This window comes from Anoxybacillus thermarum (genome assembly GCF_000836725.1).
Classification (GTDB): Bacteria; Bacillota; Bacilli; order Bacillales; family Anoxybacillaceae; genus Anoxybacillus; species Anoxybacillus thermarum.
In genome coordinates this window covers 1-13433 of the sequence record NZ_JXTH01000067.1, presented here as the reverse complement: position 1 = coordinate 13433, position 13433 = coordinate 1, and the positions used below count along the sequence as shown (strand labels likewise).

The following is a 13433-nucleotide window of genomic DNA, read 5'->3' as shown; positions in this document are numbered from 1 at the left end:
AGTCCAAGCGGGTTGAACAGGCCAAACGGAAGGCAGGACGGTTGTGGGCAGATGTGGTGCGTCAGAATCTACCGTGTCTGCAGCGGTCATCCGGGACGCCGATCCATCAAGCGTTGTCGGCGCTTCGGGATTTTGGTTGGGTGTAAAAAAATGGAATACAATATCATCACTTCAAGATGAGGGATGAGAGTCCAAAAGCGCTTACGATATCAATTCCTGAAAATGGTTCGCTAACTAGTGATTGACAACACCCGTAGTGAACCGAAAAAATGTTCTCCACAAAGTCTTGACTGACTCACTTTTGTTTTGTCAGTTGTTTGACCTTTGTAAGACACGCTGTAAGATTTGCCTTCTTCTAATGCCGTTTTTGTTTTAATGACAACAACTGTTGTTTTTGCTTCTGCAGCTGCTGCAGCTTTGATTGATACAGATTCGATTTCAACGCCTTGGATCGCGAAATCTTCTTTTTTCACTTCTTTTAATTCGCCATTGAATGTCACTTCTAGCGTGTTGAGGTCAACAACAGTAACACCTGTAATGTTTGCTGCTGTTACACCAACGTTCATCGCACGAACGACAAATGAAGCGAATTGACCGCGTGTGACGTTTTGTTTTGGCATGAATTCTGTATTTTTTGTTACACCGTTTGCTTCTAACGTTTGGATGTACTCACGTGCCCATGAACCAGCTTTGTCAAGGTCTGTTACTTTTGTTGTATAGTCTGCTGGTTTCGTTAATTTGAACGCTTCAGCAACGACTTTCGCCATTTGTTCACGAGTGATGTTTGCGTTCGGATTGAAGTTGCCTTTTTCGTCTCCAGTCATGATGCCAGCAGCTTGCACAATCGCTACCGCTTCCGCTAATTCAGCGTTGCTTGCTGGAACGTCTGGGAAGCCTGCACCTTTTTCAGTAACGCCTGCATCTTTTAAAATGCGTGAGAAGATAATTGCCGCTTCACCGCGTGTTAATGATTTGTCTGGTTTGAATGTACCGTCTGCATACCCTTTAATGTACCCTTTTGCCACTAATGTAGCGATGTCATCTGCATGCACGCTTCCTGCTACGTCAGTGAAAGAAGCGCTTGCAACTGGTGCGATCGCTGAAGCAACAACTGCCGCAGAGACTGTACCAGCTAAAAATTTGCGATAAGACTTTGGTTGGTAAGCCATCGACTTATTTCCTCCTTTTTGTTTCTCTTTCTACTTGTTTTTCTATTTGCTTTAGCTAAATTTAAGAGATATGTATGTTTTCTCTATAAAACTCTTAAACTTAGCGAGTGAACGACTACAAACTACATTATAATTTTTTCCATACATCGTGTCAACCATTTTTTGAACAGTTTTTCTTTGTTGGAACAACAAAACTTTTTCACATGTAGTCTTCCACCTATTCACCATTTTACCGAATGTTCGACTTTTTTCAATACCTATAAGCGTAAATTTTGTCAAAAACTTTTGTTACATAACTGTAAAATTACCATTCTCCTATTTATGATACACTTGGAATAGTGTGAAAATGTCGAAATTGCAAGAACAATAGCGAAGTGAGGTGTATGTTGTGAGGCGGTTTGTTTCAGCATTGCTTTTGTTTTTTCTCTTCCCTTCCTTCGCCTATGCGAGCGATAATTACGATCGGCTCATTCCGCTTGCGAAGAAATACGTCGGGGTGCCGTATCAATTCGGGGGAAGTTCAGAAAAAGGATTTGACTGCTCTGGGTTCACGCGGCATGTAATGCGCGGTCTAGGGGTCACGTTAGCGCGGACGACAGCGGAACAATATAACCAAGGCATTGCGGTAAAAAGAGAGGATTTGCGAATCGGGGATCTCGTCTTTTTTGAGACGTATAAAAAAGGTCCGTCGCATGCAGGGATTTATATTGGAGATCATCGGTTTATTCATGCTAGTTCATCGAAAGGCATTACCGTGACGTCACTTGATGATTCTTATTATAAGAAACGATACATAGGGGCAAGACGCGTGCTTGCTTATGAAGAAGCTGCCGGGCAGTTTCGCGATATCGGGAAGGACTTTTGGGCGAACGAAGAAATTGCGGCGCTCGGAAAAGAAGAAATTGTGCTCGGCTATGCAAAAAGCTACTTTAAGCCAGATGAAACGATCACACGTGCAGATGCAGCGGGACTGATCGCTACATATTTGAAACTCGACATGAACAATCGAAAAGAAACGTTTACAGACGTGCCGAGCGATCATTGGGCAGTTGGGGCGATTAACGCGCTTGCCAAAGAAAATATCGTCAATAAAAACGACAAGTCATTTCAACCTGATGAACCGTTAACGCGCGAACAATTAGCCATGTGGTTTGCGGAGGCATGGAAGTTAAAGCGGGGTGCGGATGTGCCGTTTACTGACGTCAAAGAAACAGATGCGGCATATGATGCGATTGAAAAGCTCGTTGCATCCGGCATCGCGAACGGATATGAAGACGGAACGTTCCGTCCGAAAGAAACGGTCACACGCGCGCAATTTGCGGTGTTTTTCTACCGCGCAATTAACGCAAAATAGCGAGGGAGGACGAGCCTTCCTCGCTATTTTTTATCGAGCGTCCGTTTTAAAAAGAGGGCAAACTGCCCGCGCGTCACGATATCATTCGGGCGATACGGATTGTTGATCGTAATGCCGTTGGAATAGAGCGTATTAATCGCACGGTACGCCCAATGAGAAGGAGGTACATCAAAAAACGATACATTTGTCGTTGGCTGTTCATACACATCAGCATACACTCTCGTTAAAATTGCTGCCATTTGGGCGCGGGTCATGTACTCATTCGGATATAGCTTTCCGTTATACCCCGTTAGAAGCCCATACGCCTCCGCAATCGCCATCTCTTTATACCACGGATCCGTCGGTTTTACGTCTTGCGCCTTGACGGCATATCCTTCAGGCAGCGTCAACTGTAAATCGCGAATAAGCATAAGGGCAGCATGACGGCGAGATATTCGTTCGTTCGGACGATACGTTCCGTCTGGGAATCCTGCGATTATCCCGCGCTCATACAACAGCCGCGCAGCTTCTTGCAATTCCTCTCCGACGACGTCTGGAAAAAGCGGAGGCGCGGCGACGAGCGACTGGATCGATTCGTACGAAACGCGCAACGTCGCTGAACCGCGATTAAATCCTTTTGTTGTCGGCTGTATGACGCGAAAGAGCGCCGTATCGACAATCGTTGAGCGAAATAGCCAAGAAATTTGACTATTCAGTTTCGCTCCATCATATGTCATTTCGTTTATTCCTTTTGGCACGCTCCCGATATAAACAGAAGCATAGCGACCTTGTCCATCTTGCGCATTCAAGTATGCCGTTGTATCAGCATATGTGTAAAGCTTTAGCGAATACACGTTATTTTTTACTGTATAGTTTGTCAAAAGTAATGAAAGCGGAGGCATCGGTTCATACGGTGCGCCAAGCTGATTTTTCCAATACGTTTGCAGCGTTTGAAGCTCAAATGGCGTCGGAAGTTGGGCGTTCATTTGCATATGCCCTTTCAGCGCATTTGGTGAGCCGAATAGTTGCACATAATCTTCAGCTAATATTTCTGGCATATACCATTCATATTTCCCGCTTCCATCTGCATGGACAGACGGGTAGCGAAACAACTGGCGCGCAGCTGCATACTGCGACTGCAGCCATTCGTTCGGGCGGCGCTGTTCTTTGTTTAATAAATAATAATAAGTGAAATGATGCCCGTACTCGTGCGCTAACGTCGTCGTCATCTCCTCAACCGTCGTCCATTCGTTGCCGCCGTATAAGTGAATGTATCGGTTTGGCAATAAAGCAAGCTTCGGACTGACTTGATATTGCGCAAAATATTGTCCAAGCACGTTTTGCCCTGCGGGGTAATCAGGAAAAATTTTTACGCTTCCTAACAAGGAAAGTTCAGCACCGTGTTTGTTTTTTAGAAGCTCTTGCTCAAGTTGGGCAAGCTTCGTTTCGTTCCAATATGTGCTGTAACTTTCAAATGTCACCCCGCTCGTTCCTTTATAGCGCGCAATCAGCGGATAGTAATCTTCGTACGCTTGCGCTTTTGCTTTATTTGTTAAATCAACGACATCAGCATGAGCGGGATGTTGAAAAAACAATAAAAAAACGAATGTAAGCCATATGAATCGCATGTGATTCACCTCGTTGTCTATCAATCTATATTTATTTTAACACGATCGGTGACACGGTGCGTCTGGAAAAAGAGAAAGGCTGCCTACATATGCAGGCAACCTTCGTTTCATCTACTTCTTTGTAATCGAGAGCGTGTACGGTTTGGCATTCGGGCGGGCGAGCGATTCTTCTATGATGACGTAGTACGTTCCTTTTTTCAACGAAAGCGTGCCGATTTCTGCGTCGCCGTCGCCGTAATGGTCATGCGTTTGAACGAGGCGACCTTTTGCATCAAAAATGGACATGACGCCATCCATCGTGCCCGGTACATCGAGCTTTAATGTAAATGTACCGTCTTTTTGAACGACAAATTTGTACGCGTCTTTATCTCCATAGTCAACGATGTCCATGTATCCCGTTGCTTCATACGTATTGCCTTTTTTATAAAGAGAAAGCGGCTTCGATGGTACGTTGTTGTTCAACACAGACGATGCATCTTCATCTTTTTTGTTGAACGATTGAATGCCAAAGTTGTACGACTGAATCGATAGTCCATCAAACATAAATGAGTTAGCCACAAAGAAATATCCGACATTTTTCTTCGCGCGGAACGATCCGTGTACGTCATATAACGGACTCCATCCGCTCGGGAAAAACGTGACAGCTTTGCCGTATTCGTCTTCGTCAATCGTCATATTGCCGTTTGTATCTTCAACGACGGAGATAATCGGGACTAATGTGCCGCCCAATTGTTTCGGCAGCGACGCATTCGGTTTGCTCGGCTGTGCAAAAAGCGTCAACAGTTCGGTCGCTTGGCGATGTTTGTAGTAGTAGTAATCGACATCGTTTGGAAGCACGAAGTTTCCTGTTTTCGTTTCATTGACGTTCACAACTGTTGCCTGAATTGGCTCATTATTTTTCTCATTTTTATCTTTTGGTGCATCGATTAATTTTTTCGACGTCATGCTGTACGGTTCAGCTACCGGTTGATAATAGTCGTTTTGCACCGACATGTAGTACGTTTTTCCTTCTTCCAAGATGAGCGTCCAGTCTGTTTGTTTTTTGCCTGTCATCCAATCAAACGGCCAAAAGTTGTTTACTGGTACGAGATCGTCTTTTTTCTCATCGTATTCAAATAATGTAGCTGAAGGCATCATATCGTCAGGTGTGGCAAACGAAAATTCGTACACAGCGGTTGCTGGGACGGTGAAGCGGTAAAAGTCTTGATCCCCACTAAATTGAATGAGCGCTTCTGTTTTTTCCCCAATGTTGTAAGGACGGGCATTTTCCTTTATTTGCTGTATTTGCTCTTTTTCAAAGTAGCTAAAGCTTCCGTCATCACCAACAATAATCATCTCGTTCGGTTTGCGCATTTGTTCTTTTATGCTTTCCGCTTGTTCAACAGGCTCATCGCCCGATTGCATCGGCTCACGTGCCGGGAAGTTGTCTTCATCAGCTGGAAGTGCCAAAGCTTCTGCACGAAGCTTATATGGGATCGCTGAACCTGTGAACTGTTTTGCTTGATTGCTTGGCATCGCCAGATCAATCATCATTGGATAAAATCCGCCCATTGGTTCGCTAGAAGCTTCCAGCACGTATTCGATGTTCGGCTGTGCTTCAAATGTGAGCGTTTCTCCTTTGCTTATGCCGTTATTGTTTCCTGATGCAATCGGGAATGTCATTTCTTTATATTTCGCGTCTGGATCAACAGGGCGATATAGCTCATCAGCTAAATAAATGTTTAATGACGAGTCGATCCCCGGAACAGGAGACAGTTGAAACTTCACCGTCGTCGGCTCTGTGACGGTGAAACGGAAATAGTCGCGGTCGCTTTCCGTTGCATCTTTTTCTGGGACAAACGTTAAGTTTTCTGCAACAAACGGCAACTGTTCAATGATAGCTGGATTTTCTTTTGTCAAGCCATCGTCCGCAAGCTCTGTAAACGACTGTACAGTTAACGTATATGTTGACTTTCCTTGCAAGCTGTAGTTGCCGTTCGCATCTGTGACGCCGATCGCAAGCACGCCTGATTGTTTTGCTGTAAATAGTTTCGCTTCCATTTCACCTGCACGGCCATCATTCACTTGAATCGGTTTTTCAGACGCCGTTTTTCCTTCTGGGTAAAATCGGAACACAAGTTTGTAGTCGTATAATTGTGCTCCTTCGAGCAACGCTTGGACACTTTCGCCTTGTTGAACGTTCACTTTGACCCAATGCATTTCCTCTGGCTTTGTGAACGAACCTGTTTTCACGTACGGCTCTTTCGCATCAATGACTGGCGCTTTCGCTAAAATCGTTTCATCGTTCCATTTTTCTTTTTGCGGCACGTTTTTCATGTTATATTGCAGCGCAGCGACAGGGTTGACTAAACCGTTGCCGTACGTTAAATCATAGCCAAAATCTCCTAAATCTGTCGCCGTACGTTCTAAAATCCATTCAACTTGGTACGGCTTTAAATTTGGATACTTCGATAAAAGAAGCGATGCAACGCCCGCCACAACTGGTGATGCCATTGACGTTCCGCTTAACTCGGCAAACGAAGAGCCTTTCATATAGTCATAAATCGGACTGTATACGTCCACACCTGGGGCAACAAGGTCAACGGACGGACCGTAGTTTGAAAACTCGGCAAGCTTATTTTTGCTGTCGGTCGCCCCGACGCTAATAACTCCTTCGTATGAAGCTGGGATGGAATACATGTCCGTCGCTTCGTTTCCTGCTGCCGCAATGACTGTAATCCCTGCGTCAATCGCTTTTTGAACAGCTTCTTCTAAAATCGGCGAACTAAAATATCCGCCAAGGCTCATATTAATGACTTTTGCTCCTTTTTCAATGGCATATAAAATGCCTTGGGCAATCGTATAGTCGCTTGCTCCCCATTCCCCGCCGAATACGTCAATCGGCAAAATGTTGACGGTCGGGTTGACACCGTGCGCCCCGACACCGTTGTTGGCGTTCGCACCGATAATGCCGGCAACGTGCGTGCCGTGCACATCTTTGATCGGCGCCCCCGCTGGATTGATGGCGTTGTAAGCTGGAAGGAGACGTCCTTTCAATTCAGGATGTTTCATATCGATCCCTGTATCAATAACAGCAACCGTGACACTAGACTTCCCAGCAAGTTTTAACGCCTTATCCATATTTAAAAGCGATAATAAATACATATGATCTGCTTTCGGATCAGCCGAACCGAGCCGTTTGTATGTAAAACTTGGCGTCACACGTTTGACGGCTTTTAGTTTTGCGTAATTTTTCATCACTTGCTGCATCTCTTTTCCTTTTTGCACAGTGACGACGTCATAGCCTAATTGCGGAAACGACTGCTTCAATGTCGCTCCTAAACTACGATGCACGGCAGCTGGAATTCTCTCGCTGTACTTCACAATCAGCGTATCGGTGCTCACTTGATCTTGCGCCTTTTCGAACCGTTTGTAAGCAAGAGAGGCTTGCCCTTTTGTCACTTGTTTTTTCCATTGGGCAATTGGCGGCTCCGTCGACGCTTGAGCGGCCGTCGGCACGATGAGTGCGGAAGCTAAACTAACGGATAATGCGGTTTTCTTCCATTTTTTCATAAAAGTCCTCCTTCAAAAGAATGTAACATACATATTCGCCCTCAAAAGCAAATACACCTATTAAAACGAAAAAAAGACAAAAAAAGTTTCATATTTTGATAATTTTTTCTAATGATCTTACAATATCATCCAAAAACAAAAAAGTAAAGAAATATTTTTCGGGTCGTGAAACATTTCGAGAACAATGGTATACTGTACGTTGAAACAATTTGATTTATAGCGAAGGAGAAGGTTCCCGATGTTATCTTACATAAAAAAGTTAGTCAACAGCGATGAACGGAAGCTAAAAAACTATTATAAAACAGTCGCGCGCATAAATGCGCTAGAGTCACAGTTTGCAAAAATGACGGATGAACAATTAAAAGCAAAAACAGAGGAATTTAAACGTCGTCTACAAAATGGTGAAACCGTATTTGATATACAAGTCGAAGCGTTTGCGACTGTTCGTGAAGCGTCAAAACGCGTGCTTGGCATGCGCCATTTCGACGTTCAGCTTATCGGAGGGCTTGTGCTTGCGGAAGGAAATATTGCGGAGATGGCGACAGGAGAAGGGAAAACGCTCGTTGCTTCCGCCCCGAGTTATTTGCGTGCTTTGGAAGGAAAAGGAGTGCACGTCATTACCGTCAACGACTATTTAGCGAAACGCGACCGTGATTTAATCGGAAAAATTCATGAGTTCTTAGGCTTATCCGTTGGATTAAATTTACCACAAATGACATCCGAACAAAAAAAAGCGGCATACTTGGCCGATATTACGTACGGTGTCGGAACTGAGTTCGGATTCGACTATTTGCGTGATCATATGGTGTATAGCTTTGGCGAACGCGTACAACGTCCATTCCATTATGCGATCATCGATGAAATTGATAGCGTACTCATTGATGAAGCAAAAACACCGCTCATTATTGCTGGTAAGACAGGAGTAAGCTCGGAATTAAGTTACTTATGTGCTCGTATTGTGAAGCATTTTGTTCGTGGAGAAGATTACGAATACGATGAAGAAACAAAGGCTGTTAGCTTAACTGATCGCGGTATTGAAAAAATTGAAAAAGGATTTGGCATCGACAACTTATATGATCTTGAACATCAAGTATTGTACCATTACGTCATTCAAGCGCTGCGGGCATACGTCATGTTTACACGCGATGTCGACTATATCGTGAAAGACGGGAAAGTGTTGTTAATTGACATGTTCACCGGTCGTCCGATGGAAGGGCGCAGTTTAAGCAACGGGCTTCATCAAGCAATTGAAGCAAAAGAAGGATTAGAGTTAACGGAAGAAAATAAAATTCAAGCGTCTATCACAATCCAAAACTATTTTCGCCTTTATCCGATTTTATCGGGGATGACAGGAACAGCGAAAACGGAAGAAAAAGAGTTTCAAACGTTGTATGGCATGGATGTCGTCCAAATTCCAACAAACCGTCCTGTCATTCGCAAAGACTTGCCGGATCGCGTTTTTGCGACAGTGGAAGCAAAATATAAAGCGGTTGCCAAAGAAGCGAAACGCGTTCATGCGACAGGACAACCGATACTCATTGGAACGACGTCCATTTTACAGTCGGAAAAAGTGGCGAAATATTTAGCAGGAGAAGGGTTGCCGTTTCAATTGTTAAACGCCAAAAGCGTCGAACAAGAAGTCGAACTCATTTCTCGCGCTGGCCAAAAAGGACAAATTACGATTGCAACAAATATGGCAGGGCGCGGAACAGATATTATGCTCGGCGAGGGAGTAGCAGAGCTTGGCGGATTGTACGTCCTCGGTACCGAACGCCATGAAAGCCGGCGCATCGACAACCAATTAAAAGGACGCGCAGGCCGCCAAGGCGATCCGGGACGCTCCCAATTTTTCATTTCGCTTGAAGATGACATGTTCCGCCGCTTCGCGAAAGAAGAGCTAGAAAAAATGAAAAAATCATTGCAAGTCAACGAAGAAGGCGAAGTGTTGAACAAAGACGTTCATGAATTTGTCAACCGTGTGCAGCGCATTTGTGAAGGAAGCAATTTCTCAGTGCGGGAATACAACTTAAAGCTAGATGATGTATTAAATGAGCAGCGACGTACGATTTATACGCTACGCAATCGTATTCTTGAATCAACCGACGTGCGTTCCATCGTCCTTTCTATGCTTCCAACGTATATCGAGCGCGAAATCGAGGAAGCTTGTCCAGAAGAAGTGATTCCAGAAGAATGGGACGTGTCCCGCGTCATCGAAAGTGTACAAATGGTGACAAATGAGAACATCAGACTTTCTTCTGTCACCGATCGTTCAGAAGTGGAACGCGTTGCAAAAGCGGCAGTCGATACATGGGTCTCATACGTTCAATCCCTTGAAGGAAACGAGGAGCTAGAAATCGTGTTGAGACGGATCGTATTAGGATTGCTTGATATGTACTGGACAAAACATTTAGAGGCAATGGAGCTATTAAAAGAAGGAATTGGATTGCGTTATTATGGACAAGAGGATCCAATGCGCCAATATGCAAAAGAAGCGTTACAACTATTCACAACGATGTATCATCAATTCGAACGTGACGCTTGCAAACAGCTTGCACAACTATTGAAAATGTAGAGAGGGGAAGAAGCCATGTTGTCATTTTTTAAACGAAAAAAGCAAGGGGAAGATAGCACAATTGACGCTGGTCAGTTGCTGGAAAAAAAGTATGAACAAAAGGAAGAATGGGTAAAGACAGAATTATCATTTCATCCACATATGCGAATCAGCACGGAGCAAAAATATTACTTTCAATTTTTAAACAACGAATTGCCGCCTTTAAAACCGAACCAACTATCGTTATCAGGAATTGAGTTAAAGAAGGAGGATGGGCGTTATATCGTCACAGCGTTCATTCGTCATACGTTAAATCAGTCTCTGTCATTAGGGGACACACCTCTTTTACTGATCGGACCTAATGGTGAATTACTTGGACGGAAAGTGTTTCCATTAAGCGAACTTGGTGAATTGCCACCGAATTCGAGTCGCCCTTGGTCGTTCGTGTTCCTTGAAAGCGACTTATTCGTGAAAGAACTTCCGGAGACCGGATGGAAGTTAGCATTCGAATTAAAAAAACAACATGCATTGGATATGGAAGAAAGTTGGGAGAAAACATTATCCGATGAGGATAAGCAAAAACTCAAACAACTAGTTCGTTCATTAACTCCTCCAAAAGAAGGGGAATTAAATTTCATGGGGCTACAAGCAAAAATAGATGGAGATGGTAATCTCGTCGTTACCCTTTTAATACGTAATGGCAGCTATAAAAACATTCGTCTCGAACAATTGCCACTTGTCATAGAAGATGCAAGTAAAGAAATTGTTGCGCGCGGATCTTTCTCGTTGCAATTAGAAGTGAAAGCAAACACAAGTAAACCATGGACCTTCATTTTTCCAAAGTCGCTACTGACAAAAGAACACATTGATTTAAGTAAATGGCATGTATATCCACCTCAACAATAAAAAAAGAGTGTCCTTTGTGCGTGAAGGACACTCTTTTTTTTCGATGATGAAATGACCCGAAAACCTCTCTTCCAACGAGCCTTTCGGGTTCATTTCATTATCCCTTGCCTCTGGCCACCAACCGCTCTCTATCGTAAACAGAAGGAAATAGTACTACAGTTATATTTTAGCATCATTTTTTATGTTTCACAAACATATTTTTGTTTTTTCGTATGATTTTTTTTCCTCTTTCATCTCTTACATGGAACTAAAATAAACAATAACGAATTTTCTGCCCAGAACGAATGGAAACTGAGCGGACTGTACATAGGATGGCTCGTTCTTCGGCAGCGGTGAGGTCATTCATCGGTGCGGGGATGTAGCGCTTCTCGAGGTCATTCCAACGTTTGACGCATACTTGCAATTTCCCTTTTCCAAACAAAAGCGTCACGACAATCATCAGTTGATCGTCTATCGTTTTAAAAAATAAAAATACATCATCTTTTGTTGTACATGTAATCATGCGATAGCGAATTGGTTCAAGCGGCAACTTTTCGATCGGTGAGATAAACTGAAGTGAATCAGAAAAGTGAATTGGTTCAATCGTTCGGGACTCGTGAAAAGGAGGATACGGTTTCTCTTTAATAAGCACTTCACACGTATTTCCTCCCCTCTTCGCTTGATGAACAATGAAATTCGAAAAATAAATATTCACAATTCATCCTCTCCTTCAAGTTTTTCCAATGTATATTTTTACATTTAAAGAATATTCAATCAACTTTTTTCGACAAATCCATCGCTCATTTTTTGTTCTTTTTTAGAACATTTTATATTTTTGTTCTTAAAAAGAACAAAAACATCCCTTGTTCTTCTTCTATTGTAAAAAGAAAAAAGGGAATTTGGTGGAATATGATGTTACAACATATGAGCGAACAAATTAAACGCTTGCGCAAAGCAAACCATTGGACGCAAGAACAGCTGGCGCAACGGCTAAACGTATCTCGTTCAAAAGTGAGCAAATGGGAAAACGGCGAGGTGCTCCCTGACTTAAAATCGATCATTGACATGAGTGATTTGTTTCGCGTGAGCGTTGATTTTTTACTTGGCAAACATCCGACAGATGAACAACTGCTGCAAGAAGTCAAACTCGCGTACGGAACGAATGAGATGGATGAAGAACGACTCGCGCTTATTCGTTATATAAATGAACAGCGTGAGCTCGCAAAGCGTCTATATGCGTTGCAATCATTGCCTTCGCATAAGCGAAAACGAGTCGAAGAAGTAGTGATAAAAATGATTGATGAAATGATTGAAGCATTGAAATAAAAAAAGGGGCTTTTTTTGCCCTTTATTCAATGCCGATTAATTTTTTTAACCGATATACGTCAGCCTCTGTTTGCCATTGTTTTTGCGCATGCAATTCAAATTTATCGTGCAGCTTGTCCACTTTTGTTTCTAACTTTCCGATGCGCACATGCAATTCTTTTATTTCTTCTCGTATTTCTTGTTTGAAACTTTCCATTTCTGCGCGCATGTCTTGTTTGAAGCTTTCCATTTCTGCGCGCATTTCTTGTTTGAAGCTTTCCATCTCTGCACGCATTTCTTGTTTGAAGCTTTCCATCTCTGCACGCATTTCTTGTTTGAAGCTCTCCATCTCCGCGCGCATCTCACGCACTTCATACAGCAATTCTTTTACAGCTTGTAAAACTTGGTTTTCCACTTTTTATTCACCCCTTTCTCCCCCCTAGCATATCACTCCCCTCATTGACGGTCAATTGAAAAAAAGAGGCTAGCAAGGGGGGCTAGCCAAATTGTGAGGGAGCAGTAAGAGGACGCATTTTGGAAGGAAATGCGAGGAATACGTTTTGCATCACCTCCTCGACTCATATGATACGAAATGATATAAAAGATGTAAAATTTCGATTTTTCAATTTTCAAGCGATTTTTTTCGTTTTTTTGCCGTTTTTCGGCCGTTTTTGGCGAAAAACGTGCTTGAAAATTCAATTTTCACTTTTTCTTGTGTGAGTAAAATATTTGTGGGTGACATTCAGGAATGATTCCCCGACGAGGGTTGCGAACTTTTGTTCGCGACGCTCGTCGGGGCCACCAAGCGAAGCGCGGTAGAAAAAAGCAAATGTCATGCAAAAAGGACTCTCTCCCTGCTATGATGGTGATGACCAACATCAATAAAACAGGAGGGAGAGAGTCCATGAAACATTTTACCACAGAATGGCCTTTATTAAAAGAGCTGGAGGAACAATTAGTCAGAACTCTTCAAAAGGTGTTCGCTGTCTTGTTGGCGGCCCTTTTGGAGG

General features: G+C 43.3%; 9 protein-coding genes and 1 pseudogene. 5 read left to right on the top strand and 5 right to left on the bottom strand.

Annotation, left to right across the window (positions count from 1 at the left end):
* A pseudogene (locus LH47_RS15475) lies at nucleotides 1–146 on the top strand (UPF0236 family protein); the annotation flags it as partial.
* A gap of 84 nt (nucleotides 147–230) precedes the next feature.
* Here LH47_RS15475 and LH47_RS12615 read toward each other — a convergent pair.
* Nucleotides 231–1169: an S-layer homology domain-containing protein gene (locus LH47_RS12615; protein WP_043968033.1), complete on the bottom strand. Its 939-nt coding sequence runs from the start codon at nucleotides 1167–1169 to the stop codon at nucleotides 231–233.
* A gap of 388 nt (nucleotides 1170–1557) precedes the next feature.
* Between LH47_RS12615 and LH47_RS12610 the strand changes: the two genes are divergently transcribed.
* Nucleotides 1558–2523 carry a C40 family peptidase gene (locus LH47_RS12610; RefSeq protein ID WP_043968031.1) on the top strand — a complete coding sequence of 322 codons (966 nt, stop codon included), beginning with the start codon at nucleotides 1558–1560 and terminating at the stop codon, nucleotides 2521–2523.
* 23 nt (nucleotides 2524–2546) lie between these two features.
* Here the strand turns inward: LH47_RS12610 and LH47_RS12605 are convergent, their stop codons facing one another.
* Both LH47_RS12605 and LH47_RS12600 read right to left on the bottom strand, forming a co-directional pair.
* Nucleotides 2547–4130, bottom strand: coding sequence for an S-layer homology domain-containing protein (locus LH47_RS12605; RefSeq protein ID WP_043968029.1), 1584 nt, complete (start codon nucleotides 4128–4130; stop codon nucleotides 2547–2549).
* Nucleotides 4131–4241: 111 nt separating this feature from the next.
* On the bottom strand, nucleotides 4242–7682 hold the full coding sequence (locus LH47_RS12600; protein WP_043968027.1) for a S8 family peptidase: 3441 nt from the start codon (nucleotides 7680–7682) through the stop codon (nucleotides 4242–4244).
* Between the two features lie 238 nt (nucleotides 7683–7920).
* On the opposite strand from LH47_RS12600, the gene secA2 reads away from it, so the two are divergent.
* Nucleotides 7921–10254, top strand: a complete 2334-nt coding sequence (secA2, locus tag LH47_RS12595; protein ID WP_043968025.1) for an accessory Sec system translocase SecA2 — start codon at nucleotides 7921–7923, stop codon at nucleotides 10252–10254.
* A 15-nt stretch (nucleotides 10255–10269) separates the two neighbouring features.
* Entirely contained in the window at nucleotides 10270–11139 is an 870-nt protein-coding gene (locus LH47_RS12590; protein ID WP_043968023.1) for an accessory Sec system S-layer assembly protein, read from the top strand.
* 247 nt (nucleotides 11140–11386) lie between these two features.
* Here the strand turns inward: LH47_RS12590 and LH47_RS12585 are convergent, their stop codons facing one another.
* On the bottom strand, nucleotides 11387–11836 hold the full coding sequence (locus LH47_RS12585; protein ID WP_043968021.1) for a hypothetical protein: 450 nt from the start codon (nucleotides 11834–11836) through the stop codon (nucleotides 11387–11389).
* Nucleotides 11837–12027: 191 nt separating this feature from the next.
* On the opposite strand from LH47_RS12585, the gene LH47_RS12580 reads away from it, so the two are divergent.
* Nucleotides 12028–12444, top strand: coding sequence for a helix-turn-helix domain-containing protein (locus tag LH47_RS12580; protein ID WP_235341143.1), 417 nt, complete (start codon nucleotides 12028–12030; stop codon nucleotides 12442–12444).
* A gap of 22 nt (nucleotides 12445–12466) precedes the next feature.
* Here the strand turns inward: LH47_RS12580 and LH47_RS12575 are convergent, their stop codons facing one another.
* Nucleotides 12467–12838: a coiled-coil domain-containing protein gene (locus LH47_RS12575; RefSeq protein ID WP_043968019.1), complete on the bottom strand. Its 372-nt coding sequence runs from the start codon at nucleotides 12836–12838 to the stop codon at nucleotides 12467–12469.
* Nucleotides 12839–13433: the final 595 nt, after the last annotated feature.

What these genes read in the sequence shown, in the direction of transcription:
- LH47_RS12580 (WP_235341143.1), top strand. Translation starts at nt 12,028, where the DNA reads ATGATGTTACAACATATGAGCGAACAAATTAAACGCTTGCGCAAAGCA.
- LH47_RS12605 (WP_043968029.1), bottom strand. Translation starts at nt 4,130, where the DNA reads ATGCGATTCATATGGCTTACATTCGTTTTTTTATTGTTTTTTCAACAT.
- LH47_RS12600 (WP_043968027.1), bottom strand. Translation starts at nt 7,682, where the DNA reads ATGAAAAAATGGAAGAAAACCGCATTATCCGTTAGTTTAGCTTCCGCA.
- LH47_RS12615 (WP_043968033.1), bottom strand. Translation starts at nt 1,169, where the DNA reads ATGGCTTACCAACCAAAGTCTTATCGCAAATTTTTAGCTGGTACAGTC.
- secA2 (WP_043968025.1), top strand. Translation starts at nt 7,921, where the DNA reads ATGTTATCTTACATAAAAAAGTTAGTCAACAGCGATGAACGGAAGCTA.
- LH47_RS12590 (WP_043968023.1), top strand. Translation starts at nt 10,270, where the DNA reads ATGTTGTCATTTTTTAAACGAAAAAAGCAAGGGGAAGATAGCACAATT.